This window comes from Manganibacter manganicus, from assembly GCF_002075885.1.
Lineage (GTDB): Bacteria > Pseudomonadota > Alphaproteobacteria > Rhizobiales > Rhizobiaceae > Mesorhizobium > Mesorhizobium manganicum.
In genome coordinates, this window is sequence record NZ_MDET01000029.1 from 15,295 (window position 1) to 32,064 (window position 16,770).

The 16,770-nt window shown below is 61.9% G+C and carries 13 protein-coding genes; 1 reads left to right on the top strand and 12 read right to left on the bottom strand.

The window, feature by feature from the left end; all coding sequences use genetic code 11:
- The first annotated feature begins 47 nt into the window (after positions 1-47).
- Positions 48-983 (top strand): metallophosphoesterase family protein, encoded by a 936-nt coding sequence (locus BFN67_RS16845; RefSeq protein WP_080920713.1) that lies wholly within the window; start codon positions 48-50, stop codon positions 981-983.
- Here BFN67_RS16845 and BFN67_RS16850 read toward each other — a convergent pair.
- The 12 genes from BFN67_RS16850 to BFN67_RS16905 form a co-directional block, all read right to left on the bottom strand.
- The gene (locus BFN67_RS16850) at positions 973-1,584 is read right to left on the bottom strand and encodes a hypothetical protein (RefSeq protein WP_080920714.1); all 612 of its coding nucleotides are present in this window, start codon (positions 1,582-1,584) and stop codon (positions 973-975) included. The two genes, BFN67_RS16845 and BFN67_RS16850, sit on opposite strands and share 11 nt — an antisense overlap.
- A gap of 110 nt (positions 1,585-1,694) precedes the next feature.
- Positions 1,695-3,434, bottom strand: coding sequence for a tetratricopeptide repeat protein (locus tag BFN67_RS16855; protein WP_080920715.1), 1,740 nt, complete (start codon positions 3,432-3,434; stop codon positions 1,695-1,697).
- 140 nt (positions 3,435-3,574) lie between these two features.
- Complete coding sequence (gene leuA / locus BFN67_RS16860) at positions 3,575-5,314, bottom strand: 2-isopropylmalate synthase (RefSeq protein WP_080920716.1); 1,740 nt, start codon at positions 5,312-5,314, stop codon at positions 3,575-3,577.
- 299 nt (positions 5,315-5,613) lie between these two features.
- Entirely contained in the window at positions 5,614-6,702 is a 1,089-nt protein-coding gene (locus tag BFN67_RS16865) for an AbrB family transcriptional regulator (protein WP_080920717.1), read from the bottom strand.
- 66 nt (positions 6,703-6,768) lie between these two features.
- Positions 6,769-7,068 carry a putative quinol monooxygenase gene (locus tag BFN67_RS16870; RefSeq protein ID WP_080920718.1) on the bottom strand — a complete coding sequence of 100 codons (300 nt, stop codon included), beginning with the start codon at positions 7,066-7,068 and terminating at the stop codon, positions 6,769-6,771.
- An 86-nt stretch (positions 7,069-7,154) separates the two neighbouring features.
- Positions 7,155-8,075: a cation diffusion facilitator family transporter gene (locus BFN67_RS16875; protein WP_080920719.1), complete on the bottom strand. Its 921-nt coding sequence runs from the start codon at positions 8,073-8,075 to the stop codon at positions 7,155-7,157.
- An 8-nt stretch (positions 8,076-8,083) separates the two neighbouring features.
- Positions 8,084-10,273: an anthranilate synthase gene (locus BFN67_RS16880; protein ID WP_080920727.1), complete on the bottom strand. Its 2,190-nt coding sequence runs from the start codon at positions 10,271-10,273 to the stop codon at positions 8,084-8,086.
- A gap of 277 nt (positions 10,274-10,550) precedes the next feature.
- Complete coding sequence (locus BFN67_RS16885; protein ID WP_080920720.1) at positions 10,551-11,510, bottom strand: ABC transporter permease; 960 nt, start codon at positions 11,508-11,510, stop codon at positions 10,551-10,553.
- Entirely contained in the window at positions 11,494-12,435 is a 942-nt protein-coding gene (locus BFN67_RS16890) for an ABC transporter ATP-binding protein (protein WP_080920721.1), read from the bottom strand. Before BFN67_RS16890 ends, BFN67_RS16885 begins: the two co-directional genes overlap by 17 nt.
- Positions 12,432-13,655: an NEW3 domain-containing protein gene (locus BFN67_RS16895; protein ID WP_080920728.1), complete on the bottom strand. Its 1,224-nt coding sequence runs from the start codon at positions 13,653-13,655 to the stop codon at positions 12,432-12,434. The genes BFN67_RS16890 and BFN67_RS16895 overlap by 4 nt, the downstream gene beginning before the upstream one ends.
- Positions 13,656-13,845: 190 nt before the next feature.
- Entirely contained in the window at positions 13,846-14,898 is a 1,053-nt protein-coding gene (locus tag BFN67_RS16900) for a M14 family metallopeptidase (RefSeq protein WP_080920722.1), read from the bottom strand.
- Between the two features lie 191 nt (positions 14,899-15,089).
- A complete protein-coding gene (locus BFN67_RS16905) occupies positions 15,090-16,769 on the bottom strand; it encodes a formate--tetrahydrofolate ligase (protein ID WP_080918256.1) in 1,680 nt (559 codons plus the stop codon).
- Position 16,770 lies beyond the last annotated feature (1 nt).

The following is a 16,770-nucleotide window of genomic DNA, read 5'->3' on the forward strand; positions in this document are numbered from 1 at the left end:
CAAAACAGTGAGTGGAAAGGCCATTCGGCCTCCCTTAAGAGGAGGGTATGTTCAGGCTCGCGCATATTTCCGATGTCCATCTGGGGCCGTTGCCCGGTGTAACCTATCGCGATCTCGCCTCCAAGCGGGCGGTCGGCTATGTCAACTGGCAGCGTAACCGTAGCCGCCATATGCAGGATTCGGTCCTCGACACGATCGTCGCCGATCTCAAGGCACAAGTGCCGGATCATCTGGCCGTTACCGGCGATCTGGTCAATCTGGCGCTCGACGGCGAGATCGAGATGGCGCGTCTGTGGCTTGAGATGTTGGGAAAGCCGCATGACGTTTCCGTGGTGCCCGGTAATCACGACGCCTATGTGCCGGGCGCCTTCGATAAGGCCTGTCGTGCCTGGGCGCCATGGATGCGAGGCGACGGTGCGGAAGGTCCGGTCAGCCGCGAGACCTTTCCCTATCTGCGGGTGCGCGACAAGATCGCCTTGATTGGCGTGACCACCGCACGTGCGACCGCACCCTTCATGGCGACCGGCTTCTTTCGTGAAGGCCAGGCGCGCCGATTGGCAACGACGCTGTCGGAAACGGCACGGCGCGGCCTTTTCCGGGTGGTGATGATCCATCATCCGCCGCTGCGCGGCGCAGTCCCGCAGCACAAGCGGCTGTTCGGCATTTCACGGTTTCAGAAGACACTCGACCGCCACGGTGCGGAACTTGTCCTGCATGGCCATTCGCATGAGCCGACGCTCAACTATTGGATTGGTCCCTCGGGACAGCGCATCCCGCTTGTCGGCGTGGCTGCGGCTGGCCAGGGACCGGGTGGCTCTCACCCGGCCGCGCAATACAATCTCATCGATATCGAGGGCGACAGGGGTGATTGGCGGATTCTTCTGACGCGTCGTGGATTGAGCGGGCCGGCAATGCCGCCTGCCGAGATCGAAGCCACTGATCTGACGAACGGCGATGCCCCGCAACTGCTGTTCAAAAGCTGACCTTCATCGCCATCAGGCGATCCCAGAACAGGACGATGGCGAAAATCAGCCCGACCAGCGCGCCGGCGGCAAGCACAGCCAGACCTGACAGCACCGCACGCCAAAGTCGGGCCTGCTTGCTCTCGCGCAGGGACGGTCCGGCCTCGATCACGAGGGACCGCTTGACGTCGGCATCCGGACCCGCGCCATCGTCCAACATGCGCTGGCGCTCGACGACCCGTTCCGCGATATAGCGCGTGACCTGATCGGCGACTGGCTTCATTTCCGTCGATTCAGCCAGGATCACGCGGCCGATACGGGTGTCCTTGAGGAAGCGATAGGTGCGTCGGTCGCGCCCCATCGCAACATGGCTGACGGCGTCGATCCACAGCCGCGGTTGCAGGCCCGAGGAAAGGGCGAAATCGAAATTGTCCATATCCGTGGGCACGTCGGCGAAGACCGGTGCCAGTTCGGCGGCCAGGAGTTCGAGGCGCATACGGTGCGCATCGCGCATCTCGACGACGACGTCATCGCGGTCGGCCAGTGCGTTCTTCACCTCCCTGACCGCGTCGGACAACTTTCGCGGTGGAGCGATCGATGTTGTTTCGCCTGCATTCTTCATTGGCGCGGCTCTCGCGGGCTGACTAACAACCCGTTATCATAAAAGGGGTGGGGGATATATCTACTGCCTCAAAGCCGGAAATCCAGGCGGCAGAACTGAGGAGGGCGTATTCAGGAGCCGCTGCCGAGACCGGCTGCACGCAGCGCGGCCACCAGACGGTCGGTCAAGTCGGGCGGATAATTACGCTTTACGAGAGCACTTCTCGGATCGGCGCTGAACTTGGGAAACCTGGTCGTCAACTCACTCAGGAGATTGCCACGAACCTTGGCGTTGCCGTCGTTGTTGGCGGCGATCAGACGTGCTGCGAGATAATGCGATTTGTTGGCTGTCGGAGCGAGTGCCGCAGCGGTGGTCATCGCCTTTTTCTCGTCCCCTAGCATGAATTCACCAAGAAACAGGCCGAAATCCCACCAGGCCGGATGGGCGCTGGAAGCTTCGACGGCGCGCGCCATCAGGGGCGTGCCCTGATTGTAATCGCCTGCGAAAATGAGCGCATAGGCATAGGAGGCGGCCATGGCGAGATTGAACGTGTTGAGTTCATAGGCCTTGCGCAGCCAGCGAATCGACTCGCTTGGATTGCCGAGCCGGGAGTTGATGTAGCCATAGGCGCGATAAGCGTAAGCGCTTGTCGCTCCCATCTGGAGAGCCTGCTGGGCGAATGCCAGGGCCTGCTCGGGCGTTGCGCCCGGCGGGTAGGCGTAATGATCGGTAACAGCCTCCATATGCAAGGAAGCCAACTCCGAATAGACGAGAGGCGAGCGTGCGCGTTGCCGTGCCAGCTTCTCGAAGCAGCGATAGGCGGCTTGATGGTTCCTGGCATTCTGGTCGAGATAATAGTCGTCGCCGAGCATCAGGCATGCGGTCAAGCCTTTCTGCAGGCCGGCCTGTTCGATCATGCTGTAGATCATGCCCGAAGGCGATGTCGCGCCGGTCAGTAGCGTGGCGATGCGGTCTTCGATATGCGGAGGGCGTGCCTCCTGTGCCGTCAGGATACGCGAATGCAGCACCTTTCCGGTCACGACGTTCTGCAACTCGACCGATACGGAGCCGGCATCGGGACCGGGCGCGATCTTGAAGATAAAGCTGGTTGCGTCCTTGAGCGGGTCAGGTTTGCGATCGAAGTCGCGGCCGATGAAATTGATCGTCTCGAAACCCGACAAGCCAGCGCGCGTCAGGGCAGCGACACGGGCGGTTCCGGGACTGGATGCCCGGACAGAGAGATAGACAGTCGGGAGTTCCTCGGCCTTGTTGTAAAGTGCGATGCTCGATGTGATCGCGGCCAGATCGTTCGACGTGCCCATCTCGGCGGTGATCGGGGTGACGGCGCCAAACTGGCGCAAGATGATGAAACTCAGCATCGCGATGACGATACCGATTGCCGCCCACAGGAATTGCAGATGGCGAGCGAGCGGAATTATGGTCGGACCTCCAATCTGGATGTTCGATTCATCAGCGCCAGCCCAGGCTGTCGCCTCACCCTCTGCCGATTCCGTGCGCGCCGGTTCGGTCTCATTTGTTTCATAGACTGGAACATATGAGCCGCGAGGAATGGTAATATGGATCGGGTCAGTCGCGCCCTCATGCGCAAAATACTGTTGCAGCAATTCGCGCAACCGGCCGGCCTGCACGCGCACCACGGCATCCGTGGACGGATCGAAATCGGCATCTTTGCCGAAGACGTCCATGGCAATGGCAAATCCCTTGAGTTTGTCGGACTCGCCGGCCAGGTCGCGCTCGACAACATAACGCAGAAGCTCGCGCGCGCGCTCCGAACGGCCGAACGTTTCGCTGGCGAGCATGCGTTTCAGCGCTTCGCGCACTGCGGGGGCAGCAGGCGTGGAATGCGACAAGTCTTGGATTCCCTCCCAAGCGTACGGTTTACGATGCGATCATATAGGCCCGGTTGACCTGCACAAGCGCGCATCCCGCATGCCACCCACGCCTGCCGACTTTTCCCGGCAGGCGTAGCTTTATGGTTAACCAGTTCGTGTCAGCCAGCCTGAAGCGCAACGATGCGGTTGGCCGCCGACACCACGGCTTCAAGCGAGGCGGACGAAATGTTGGTGTTGATGCCGGCGCCAAACAACTTTCCGCCAGGATGCTCCATCTCGACATAGGCGATGGCCGAAGCGTTCGAGCCGCGCTGCATCGAATGCTCGGAATAGTCGAGCACCGACATCGCCACGCCGACATGCTTGGAGAGCGCATCGACGAAACCGTCGATCGGGCCGGTGCCTGTGCCGGTGACCGTCATTTCCCTGCCATTGTCGAGGATGGTCGCCTCGACAATGCGCTGACCCTTCACCGCCGTATCGGGATAGGTGCGATGTTCGATATATTTGAAGCGTGCGTCGGGCTGGTCGACATAGGTTTCGAGGAACTGCGCATGAATGCGCTTGACCGGAACTTCCTTGCCTTCCTCGTCGGTGATGGCCTGGATGGCCTGGCTGAACTCGATCTGCAGATTGCGCGGCAGGTTCAAACCGTAATCGGCCTGCAGCACATAGGCGATACCGCCCTTGCCGGATTGCGAGTTGATGCGGATGATCGCCTCATAGCTGCGCCCCACATCCTGGGGATCGATGGGCAAATAAGGCACTTCCCACAATTCCGTATTGGCCTTCTTGAGCGCTCTCATGCCCTTATTGATGGCATCCTGATGCGAGCCGGAAAAAGCGGTATAGACCAGTTCACCAACGTAAGGATGCCGCTCGGGAATCGCGAGTTGGTTGGAATATTCGTAGACGTCCTTCATCCGGGTAATGTCGGAGCAATCCAGCTTCGGATCGACGCCTTGCGTGTACATGTTGAGCGCCAGCGTCACGATATCGACATTGCCGGTGCGCTCGCCATTGCCGAACAGCGTGCCTTCGACGCGGTCGGCGCCGGCCATCAGGCCGAGTTCGGTGGTGGCAATACCGGTGCCGCGGTCGTTGTGCGGGTGCAGTGAAATAATCAGGTTTTCGCGGTTGTCGAGATTGCGGCACATCCACTCGATGCGGTCGGCATAGGTGTTGGGTGTCGCCATCTCGACGGTGGAGGGGAGGTTGACGATCAATTTGTTGTCGGGCGTCGGCCGCACGATCTCGGTGACCGCATTGCAGATCTCCAATGCCACTTCCAGTTCGGTGCCGGTGAAGCTTTCGGGCGAATATTGGAAGCGATATCCGCCGCCAGCCTTCGCGGCCATGTCGGTGATCATCTTGGCGGCGTCGGTGGCGATCCGCTTGATGCCGGCGACGTCCTTTTCGAACACCACGCGGCGCTGCAACTCGCTGGTGGAGTTATAGAAATGCACGATCGGCGTTCTGGCACCCCGAAGCGCTTCAAACGTGCGGGAGATCAGTTCCGGCCGGCACTGCACCAGAACCTGCAAATCCACATCATCGGGCACGTCGCCTTCTTCGATGCACCAGCGGGCGAAGTCGAAATCGGTCTGCGAGGCCGAAGGGAAGCCCACTTCGATCTCACGAAAGCCCATGTCGAGCAGCAACTGGAACATGCGCGCCTTGCGCTCATGCCCCATCGGGTCGATCAGGGCCTGGTTGCCGTCGCGCAGGTCGACCGAGCACCAGATGGGAGCATGATCGATGACCTTGTCCGGCCAGGTGCGATCCTTGAGACTAACGGTGGGATAGGGGGCGTATTTGCGGGTGGCGTCCGGCATTCCCCTGGCGGTTGTATGCGGCACGGCATGGCCGGAGGCGCTTGTCGGTTTGATCTGGTTCATGGCTGTTTCATTCCTCGACCGGCACGGCATGAATGGCGACTGGCCTGCCGTTGGCACGGTTTTGCTATACGGATGTCACGGTGCGAATGAAAGGAGCATGGCGCCATATGGCGGTCTCGACCGCCGGGCGCTCCTTCAGCGAGCCCGGCGATCGCCGATAAGGCCGAGAAGAAGCAGCGCCGAAGCAAGCGCGCGCACGGTTTCGCCGGCAAAACCGGTGCGGTGCGAAGCAGCCTGTACATGACGCTTGTTCATGCCGCATTTCTTACAGCAGCGGTGATGGCGAGGCAATAGTCCGTTCATTCGCGCACGCTGCGGGCGATCAGCCGGGCAAGGCTTGGTCCCAACAATAATACGAGCATGAACCGGATGGTCTGCAGAGCCATGACAAAGGCAATATCGACATTGTTGGTGGCCGCGGCGATGATGGCGATGGAATCCATGCCGCCGGGGCTGGTCGCCAGATAAGCGGTGAGCGGGTCGATCCCCACCAGATGGCTGAGCAACCAGGCCAACCCGCCGCAGAAGGCGATGAGGATCAGGATTGATGCAATGATTTGCGGCAGCGCGCGTGCCGCATGACGCAGGATGGCCTTGGTGAAATTGAGGCCGATCGCCCAGCCGATCAGGGCATAGCTTGCGGCCAGAAGCCATTCCGGCAACTGGAAATCGATGCCGCCGCCGAGATGCAGGATGGTGCCGAGGATCATCGCCCCGAGGAAATAGGGAGAGGGCAATTTCAGCAGCCGGCCAGCAAGCCCGCCGATCAGTGCCACCAGCACCGTTGCCCCGAAACCATGGGGATCGAGCGACGGAAACCAGACGATGTGAGGAGGCACGACTCCGGAGGTGTCTACCCATAATTTCGCGACAAGCGCCGCCGTCATCGAAACAAAGATGACACGCATATATTGCATGAAGGCGACGAGGCGCTGGTCCGCGCCGAAGGCGCCGGCCATCAACACCATCGCGGTGGCCGCGCCCGGCGAAGACCCCCATACGGCTGTCGTGCCAGGCAGGATGCGCCAGCGGCTGATCAGCCATCCCAACAGGCTCGAGGCCGCAATTGTGGCCAGAACGCAACCGAGGAAGAGAGGCCATTCGGCGCGAAACGTGCCGAAGATATCCGGGGAGACTGAATCGGCGATCAGACAGCCGATGACGGCTTGCGCGGCGTTGAACAACGGGCGCGGCACGCGCACCGTTGCATCACTGGTGCCGGCGAATATTGCCGCAAGCATCGGTCCGATCAGCAATGACGCCGGAAGAGTGGCTGCTTCCAGCGCGCCGACCAACAATAGCGACACTGCCAGAATGGCAAGCCATTGCCATGGCTGCGCAAGGCGCGCCATGCAGGCGGGGGTCGGTGGTGGCGTGGATTGGTCCATTCTGTGCTGATAACCTTTCCAGGGGCCGATGCGAAGCCGCCGGACAAGGAAGGCTATCGACGGCGGTCAGGATTTCGGCAAACCGAATCCGCCTGCCGGTTCGGTCTCGATCTGGAAGTCGAACCCGACGATGAGCGGTTTGGCCCTGGCGATTGCCTCCTGCACTTCGGGTAGGGACAATGACGCCTTGTGGCTTGCCGCATCGACCCACACCTCCGTAACCCATATGGCGGTGGTGTCGGCAGGGTCACGGGCGACGATGTAGTTGAGGCAACCCGGCAGAGAGCCGGTGGCCTGGAGCAGGATATCGAGCAGTTCTTCGCGCTTTCCGGGCGCGGAGCGGATCTTCCCGATCAGGCCATGCATGCTGTTGTCTCCCTTGCGCAAAATACCACCGGAACGAGACTAGCACGAATTTTGTGAAATCGGCATGGGCCTGTACGGCTCCCTGCTCATGCGAATGGGACGGCTGCTGTGCCCTTGGGCAGTTTGGCCTCGTCATCGGGTTCGACATGGATGGTGATCCGCACCGAGGGAATTTCGGCTTTCAGGGCATCTTCGATGCGGTCGCAGATGACATGGCTTTCGCCGACGCTCATGTCGGCGTTCACCACCAGATGAAACTCGATAAAGGTGGCACGCCCGGCGATGCGCGTCTTGAGATCGTGTACCTCCAGCGCCCCCTTGGAATTGGCGGAGATGATGTCGCGGATGCGTACGTTTTCCTGGATGTCCACCGCACGATCCATCAGGCCGCTGAGCGACTCGCCGGTCACTTTCCAGCCCTGATAAAGAATATTCAACGCCACCAGCAACGCCAGCAGCGGGTCGAGCAGATGCCAGCCGGTAACGACCGCCGCGACGAGGCCGACAAGCACGCCGACAGAGGTGACAACGTCTGTCATCAGGTGCTGTCCGTCCGCCACCAAAGCCGGCGATTTTTGCGCGCGGCCGTTGCGGATGAGCATAAAGGCCCAACCCGCATTGATGATGGCTGCACCGGAGTTTACCGCCAGGCCGGGCCAGGGTTGGTCGAGCGCTACCGGATGGCCAAGCGATTGCCATACCTTGGCGATGATCAGCAAGGCGGCGACGACGATGAGCACGCCTTCCAGCACGGCCGAAAAATATTCGGCCTTGTGGTGGCCGAAGGGATGATCCTCATCCGCAGGCGTATGACTGACAAGGATCGCCCAATAGGCGGCAATAGCCGTGACCACGTTGGCGATCGATTCCAGCGCATCGGAATAGAGCGCGACCGAGCCGGTCATTTTCCAGGCCAGCAGTTTCAGCGCCGTCACCACGAAGGCAACGGCGATCGACCAGAAGGCAAGGGTAACGACCTTCGACTTGGAGGCGACTGATCCGGCCATGATTGCGGCTACGCCGCTTTTTCCCGGGCCTTGCGCGGCAGATGCACGACCACGTTCTCGATCATGCGCATGCCGGCGTCGCCGCCCAGCGACATGATCGATTCAGGATGGAACTGCACGGCCGCGACCGGCTCCTTGCGGTGTTCGAACGCCATGATCGTGCCGTCCTCGCTCGTCGCAGTTATCTCGAAATCCTTCGGTAGGCTGGCCGGATCGGCAAAGATCGAGTGATAGCGCCCGACGGTGACTTCTCCCGGCAGGCCGGAAAAGACGATGCCCGGCTTGGAAACGTGGATGCGCGACGGCTTGCCGTGCATGGGGATGGCGAGCTGACGCAATTCGCCGCCATAAGCTTCCGCCAGTGCCTGAAGGCCAAGGCACACGCCGAAGATCGGCAGGCCGCGGCGCCGCGCCTTCCTGATGGTCGCGGCACAGTCGAAATCCTTCGGCGTGCCGGGGCCGGGCGAAAGCACGACGAGATCGGGCTTCAGGCGGTCGAACATTTCATCCGCGACCGGACTGCGTACGGTGGAAACATCGGCGCCCGTCTGGCGGAAGTAATTCGCCAGCGTATGCACGAAAGAGTCCTCATGATCGACCAGCAGGACCTTGACTCCTTTGCCGACGCGCGCGGTGTCGCGTTGTGTTGCGGGGGAGTTTCCGGCCTTGGCGTCGCGAATGGCGGAGATCATGGCAGATGCTTTCAGTTCGGTTTCGGCTTCCTCGTCCTCGGGGACGGAATCAAACAGCAGCGTGGCGCCGGCACGCACCTCGGCGATGCCGTCCTTGATGCGGATGGTGCGCAGAGTCAGGCCGGTGTTCAGGTCGCCATTGAAGTGCACCATGCCGATGGCGCCGCCATACCAGGCGCGCGGGCTTTTCTCGTTGTTCTCGATAAAGCGCATGGCCCACAATTTTGGCGCGCCGGTTACGGTGACGGCCCAGGCGTGGGTGAGGAAAGCGTCGAAGGCGTCCATGCCTTCGCGCAGCCGGCCTTCGATGTGATCGACCGTGTGGATGAGGCGCGAATACATCTCGATCTGCCGCCGGCCGATGACACGCACCGACGCCGGTTCGCAAACTCGGGATTTGTCGTTGCGATCGACGTCCGAACACATGGTCAGTTCGGATTCGTCCTTCTTTGAGTTGAGCAGTTTGAGGATCTGCTCGTGATCCGAAATGGCGTCGTCGCCGCGCTTGATGGTGCCGGAGATCGGGCAGGTTTCGACGCGCCGGCCATTGACGCGCACGAACATTTCTGGCGAGGCGCCGATGAGATACTCGTTCTCGCCCAGATTGATGAAGAAGGAATAGGGCGAGGGGTTGATGGTCTTCAGCCGGCGCGAAATGTCGGACGGCGCGCTTTCGCAACGCTCGTAGAACATCTGCCCGGGCACCACCTCGAACAGGTCGCCACGCTTGAAACTATCCATGGCACGCCGCACCAGGTTGGCATATTCGCCGGGCTCATGGTCGCCGCGCGGCGGAATGCGGTCAGCCGGCCTGAACGGGCTTGTCTTGCCCTCGCGGGGAAGGTTTTCGGTGGAGAAGCCGTCACCGGCATAGTCGTAGCGGTCGGTCCAGGCCTTGGCCGAATAGTGATCGACGACGAGAATTTCGTCGGGCAGATAGAGAACCAGATCGCGCTGGCTTTGCTTGCGCTCCAGTCTGTATTCGACCGGATCGAACTGGAAGGCGAGGTCGTAGCCGAAGGCGCCGTAAAGGCCGAGATTGGCGTCTTCCGGTGATTTGAACAAAGCGGTGACCGCGCGCAGCACGGTAAAGACGGAAGGAACGCGGCTGCGTTCTTCCTCGGTGAAGATGCGCCCCGGCTGCGCCACTTCGAGGCGGATCAGGCTGGCCGTGCTTTCCAGGATGGTGATTTCGGCCGATCTCCCGAGGGTCTTGCCGATGATCGGCAGCAGCGTCTCACCGCGAGCATTCAGCGCCTCGATCTTCATGGCACGGCCGCGCGCCGAGATGACGAGCGGCGGATCGATGATGGCGGTGTCCCAGCGCGTGTAACGGCCCGGATACTCGTAATTGGAGGAAAAGACCGCGCCGCGCCGCGAATCGAGGCGCTGGATATAGGCGTCGATCGCCCCCTCATAGGGTGTTTCATGGCGCTGGCGGGTGATGGCAATGCCGCCCGCCGTGATAAAGCGCTCGGCGCCATTATCCAGGATTTCAACCGTCATTGCCGTCTCCATTCGCTCGGGCAACGGACCCGGAATGGCTGAAAAACAAATGGCCGCCCGGACATCCCGTTGCGGCCACCATCCAGTTTTCACGCGCACGCGCTCCGTCAGGCCGCTTTCTAGCCGACCCACCACCAAGCAGTCTTGGACGAGCGCATGTTCATGGCAAAACCCATAGCGGCGAACCGGTGGTCGTGCAACTGAATTTCGCTTCGCGCAAATGGAAAGGCCGGCGCCGGGAGAGAACGGCGCCGGCCAGAGGCAGGAAGGGAACCTGTCAGGCTCTGATTTCCTGCCGTTGGAAGGCGACATAGGCGATGGTGAACAGCACCAGCAGGGCCGCGATCATGCCGGCGACCTGCGGCCAGACCAGCGCGATGCTCTGCGACAGCGGCAAGGGTGCGCCCATGATGGCACCGTTCATCTGGCTGGCAAAAAGTAGCCCGAGCGAGCGCGTGGCCGGATTGAGCAGCGCCAGTGTCGCCTCGCCATAAAGCACGTTGGGAGAGACGCGGGCGATGGCCTGCTGCAGGTTGATCTGATGCACCGCCGTCATCGGGTTGAGCGGATCGACGGGCGCAAGGGCGCCGGCAATCAGCGGTGCGAGCATCGGCCAGAATACGGTGAAGACCAGCCATAGCGTCAGCGCGCACAGCGCCGAGGTTGCCGGCGATTTCACCACTGTGGAAAAGGCCATCGCCACGGCCAGCCATACGCCGGCATAGACGAAGGAGGCGAACAGGAAAGCCAGCCCGCGCGCGATTTCCTCGCCGCTTGGCGGCAGACCCAGAAGCAGGATGCCCAACCCGGTGACGAGCAGCCACAGCGCCAGCAGGCAGATGGCGATGACCAGCAGGCCACCGAGGAATTTTCCCGTCAGCAGTGCGTCGCGATAGATCGGTTGCGACAGGATGCGCGACAGGGTGCGGCGGCTGTATTCGCCATTGATGGCATCGAAACCGAGTGCAATCGCCACCAGCGGGATCAGGAAGCCCAGGAACGAGACGAAAGAGGGCAGCGGTTGCTGCGCGGTGGTGAACAGGCGCAGGAACAGGAACTCGTCCTCACTCACCGTCATCTTGATCTGGCCGATCGCCGCATAGACCGAGCCAATGGCCGTCAGGATAACGAGCAGCATCACCAGATGGATGCGGGCGCTGTTCATATGGTCGGCCGCTTCCTTGAGCGCGACCGTGGCCAGGCCCTGAAAGGGCGATCCCTCACGCCGCGACGTCATGGTTCTCTCCCTCGAAGAAATGGACATAGACGTCATCAAGACTGGATTGGCGGATGGTCATGGATTGCAGCGCCCCGCCGGCATTCACCACCTTGCGGGCAATCTCGGCGCGCACGTCGTCGCTGGCATCGACACGCCAATGGTTTGGTCTGATGATGGAGACGGCCGATATGTGCGGCAGGCCTTTCAGCACGCAAGGCAGATCGACGCCGTTGGCCTCGACCTCCACGACATGCGTGCCGCCAAGCACGCCGGTCGTCAGTTCCGCGACATTGCCGATCAGCCCAATGCCGCCGCGCTTAAACAGCGCCACGCGGTCACAGATCGTCTGCATCATCGAAAGCAGGTGCGAGGAAAGCACGATGGTGACGCCTTCGGCCGCCAGTTCCCTGATCTGTTCGAGCAATTCCTGCGTCGATTGCGGGTCGAGCCCGGATGTCGGCTCGTCGAGGATGGCGATCTCGGCCTGCTTGACCAGCACTTCGGCAAGGCCGAGCCGTTGGCGCATGCCGCGGGAAAAGGCGCCGACGCGCTTGTCGCCGACATCGGCAAGGCGCACCCGCCCGAGCGCCTCGCCGATGCGCCGGCCCGCCTCGGCGGATGCCAGGCCGGTGAGGCGTGCCGTGTAGGCCAGGTTCTCGCGCGCCGTCAGATGGTCGTAGAAGCCGATCTGGTCGGGCAGGTAGCCAACCCGCCGCTTGACCTGAAGCGGCTGGCGCAGCGGGTCGAGGCCGAGGACGCGGATGGAACCCGCGCTTGGCTCCGTCAAGCCAAGCAGCAGCAGGATGGTGGTGGTCTTGCCCGACCCGTTCGGCCCGAGCAGGCCGAACACTTCGCCCTTGCCGATCGTCAGGTCGATGCCGTCGACGGCGGTGAAGCGACCATAGCGCTTGACCAGTCCGTCTGCCTCGATGACCGGGGTCATCTGCGGCCGTACCGCGTAACGGCAAAGGCGAAGATCAACGCAGCGATGCCGATGACGCCAAGCCCGCTGACGCCCCACAGCGTCGAGGTTTTGACGGTGACGCGAAAGTTGGCGCTGTCCGACGCACCGTCGCCATTGGCGCGGACGGAGACCATGTAATCGCCGGCGATGGCCTTGTCGGAAGGTGTCATCGACACGCCGACATTGGCGGTGTCGCCGGGCTGGATGACGTCGATCTTTTCAGGGTCGAACGTGACCTTCCAGCCGGACGGCGGGCTGGCCGAGAGTGCCACGTCGCGGGCCGGAGCCGAGCCGGAATTGGCAAGCGTGAATGTGAATGTGCGCTCCTGCCCGGCCGTGGCATCGCCGGAAAGCCGGCTTTGCGGTCCGGTCAGCGCGATTTCAGGCCGGCCGGTAATATCGAGCAGCAGATTGGTCTCGGCGTTGATGTCGCCGGCGGAGGCCGCCACCATGACCGGATATTGCCCGGCCTTGGCGGTGTCCGGCGGCTGGACGCTGACCGTCATCGTCTTGGATTCGCCGGCCTTGAGCGGCAGGCTGGTCAATTCCTGCGAACCGTATTCCTCCTTGAACGTCACCTGGAAGCCGTCGGGAGCCTTGGAGAGCAGGTTCACCGTGGTGTCCTGCTGGCCCTCGTTCTTGATATCGACCTTGTAGTCGAAGGCCGACTTGGCCGTGCCGCGCAGCGCCGGCAATTTCGGCTCAAGCGTCAGCTTGGCCGGTTCAATCTTGGTGAAGGCGAGTTTCATCGGCAGGGCAAGCGCCTGGCCCTGGCCCTTTGCCGTCACGGTGAAATTGATCGGCTTGTCTTCGCTGGCGCCTTTCGGCGGTGTCAGCTTGAGCGTCAGCGAGGCGCTGTCATTATAGGCGGCGATCGCGGCGTTGACCGGCTTGCCGCCGCCGTCCATTTCCCACTTCCAGCCCGAGGGCAGGCCATCGACACTGAATTCGACGCGTTGCGGCGGCAGGCCATGATTGGAAAGCTCGAGATTGACACTGACATCCTTGCCGATCTGGGCCGAAAATTCGGGATAGGATGTCGTCAGCCAAAGGCCTGAAGGCTGTGTCTCGGCGGTGTTTTCGGCCGATTGGGCGAAAGCCGGCAGCGGGGCGGCGATACTGAGCGCCGTCGTCATCATGGCGGCGGCAAGATAAAGCGAAGGGGATTTTAAGGACGCGCGAAAGCGTGCTGGAATCACGACTGTCTCCCGCATGAGGTTAAAATAAATTGTTGTTTTGCAAAGCCTTGGAGACTTTAAGCAAGGCGAGAGGATGGCGGCATTTGTGGCGCGAATGGGGCAATTTTCGCCCCAATTCGCGAATTCACGAAATTGTTCCCCAGATCAACATTGCGTGATCTTTGGACGCGGCCGAGATTGCTTTACGGCTTCAGTCCTCTAGCGTGCCGGAGCGCGCGTCGTCGCTTCTTTTACTGCCGACCAGCTTGAGCAGATCTTCGCCCTGACGCGCGATGCGGCGCGAACGGCGGGTGAGGATATAACCGGCTTGCGGCGCCAACACGGGCGTGCGACCGTCCGTTTCGCCCGGTGCGTGAACGATGGTGGCAAGGCGCTGGCCTTCTTCGACATACTCGCCCGGCCTTACGTCATAGAGGATCGCGCCGCCGCGCGGCGCCGGCATCATGTCGATGTTTTCGAGCGGCGCGACGACGCCATCGAAGCGGCGGGGTGTGCCAAGGGTGGAATCCTCGATGACACCGCGTGCGACCAGCAGGCGATAAAGCCCTTGCGCGTCAGAGGCGGCCGTTGCGCCATCGACGTCGAGAATGCCGCGATATTCGACGGTGGTGATGGCGAGTCGGTTCAGCTTGGCCTTGTCGGCGGCGAGATAGGGATGGACCGAGGCCTCCTCGAAGGCGGAGCCGCTGGCGCCGCCCCACAGCAGAACCGCCTGAACGCCCATGGCGGCGGCGCAGTCTTCCATGGCCGGCCACAGCACGGCAGGTATATAAAGATAAGCCACGCCCTCATCGTCGCAATGCAGGTCGAGCACGATGTCATGGCCGATGGAGAGTTTCAGCAGCCTGGCCTTGAGGCGTTCATCGGTTGACATCGTGGCTTGGTCGGACGGCAGGAGGCTGGTATCCGGCCTGTCGATCAATGGAAAATCGCGGTTGAAATTGGTGCGCGTGCCGAGATGGAAGCGACCCTCGTGCTCGCCGAAATGATACTGCGCGCGGCCGATCGGGTTGGCCCAGGGAATCAGCGTGATGCCGCCCTTGATGCGGCTTTCGCGTTCGGCCTTTTCAAGCATCGGCATCAGCGCGTCGATGGCGACGGTGCCCGGCAGCTCGCCGGCGTGAAGGGCTGCTTGCAGATAAGCGGTGGGGGCGGCCTTGTCGGAGCCTTCGAAGCGGAAAACGGGAAATTCATAGGCGACGCCGATTGTATCGCCTGTGATGCGTTCGATTGTTTTGTTCAATTGTTGGCTCCCTGATGTGGCGTGGTGCCTTGATGGCGCGTGAAGGGCCGAAAATCGAGGGGCAACGCCCAGAAAACTGGGTGCCAAAGCAGGAAAGGCGCCGATTGGCGCCTTTCGCTATTGTTGGGTCTATTGTTGCAATCCGATTGTTGGGATTTGACCCATCGCCGGATCTGCAGAACCTTTGCCGCTCAGCTCAGGCCTTCGATCTGGCCGTCGGCGTTGAGGCGGATGTTTTCCGACGACGGCTTCGAGGGCAGGCCCGGCATGGTCATGATCTCGCCGCAGATCGCCACCACGAAGCCGGCACCCGCCGAAAGCCGCACCTCGCGCACCGGCACCACATGGCCGGTCGGCGCGCCGCGCAGGTTCGGGTCGGTCGAGAACGAATATTGCGTCTTGGCCATGCAGATCGGCAGATTGCCGTAACCCTGCTTTTCCCACTGGTGCAACTGGTCGCGCACGCTCTTGTCGGCAATCGCGCCTTCGCCGCGATAGACGCGCTTGACGATGGTGTCGATCTTGTCGAACAGGCCCAGATCGTCCGGATAAAGCGGCGAAAACTGCGAAGCACCCGACTCGGCAAGCTGCACAACCTTCTTGGCCAGATCTTCGGCGCCCGCCGAGCCATTGGCCCAGTGCCTGCACACGATCGCGTCGGCATTGAGCGTCTTGACGTAATCCTGCAGCGCCTTGATCTCGGCATCGGTGTCGGAATGGAAGTGGTTGATCGCCACCACCACGGGCACGCCGAACTCGTGCACGTTCTCGATATGGCGGCCAAGGTTCGGGCAGCCCTTCTTCACCGCCTCGACATTCTCCGCACCCAGATCGTCCTTCTTGACCCCGCCATTCATCTTCATGGCGCGAACCGTCGCCACGATGACCGCCGCCGCCGGCTTCAGCCCCGCCTTGCGGCACTTGATGTCAAAAAACTTCTCCGCACCCAGGTCGGCGCCGAAGCCGGCCTCCGTCACCACATATTCGCCAAGCTTCAGCGCCGTGGTCGTGGCCATCACCGAGTTGCAGCCATGGGCGATATTGGCGAACGGGCCGCCATGCACGAAGGCCGGGTTGTTCTCCAGCGTCTGCACAAGGTTCGGCTGAAGCGCGTCCTTGAGCAGAACCGCCATCGCGCCCGGCGCCTTGAGGTCACGCGCGAACACCGGCGTCTTGTCGCGCCGATAGGCCACGATGATGTCGCCGAGCCGCTTTTCCAGATCCTTCAAATCGCGCGACAGGCACAGGATCGCCATCACTTCGGAGGCAACCGTGATGTCGAAGCCGGCCTCGCGCGGATAGCCGTTGGCCACCCCGCCCAGCGAGCACACGATCTGGCGCAGCGCCCGGTCGTTCATGTCCATCACCCGCCGCCACGTCACCCGGCGCGTGTCGATGCCAAGCTCGTTGCCCCAATAGATGTGGTTGTCGAGCAGCGCCGAAAGCAGGTTGTGGGCCGAGGTGATGGCGTGGAAGTCGCCGGTGAAGTGCAAATTCATGTCGTCCATTGGCACGACCTGGGCATAGCCGCCGCCGGCCGCACCGCCCTTCATGCCGAAGTTCGGCCCGAGCGAGGCCTCGCGAATGCAGATCACGGCCTTCTTGCCGATCCGGTTCAGCCCGTCGCCAAGCCCAACCGTCGTCGTCGTCTTGCCCTCGCCCGCAGGCGTCGGGTTGATCGCCGTCACAAGGATCAGCTTGCCATCCGGCTTGCCCTGCACCGATCTGATGAAATCAGCCGAAACCTTCGCCTTGTCGTGTCCGTAAGGCAGCAAATGCTCGTCCGATATCCCGATCTTCGCCCCAATCTCCTGGATCGGCTTCTTCTTCGCTGCGCGCGCTATCTCGATGTCGCTCTTGAATTCCGCCATG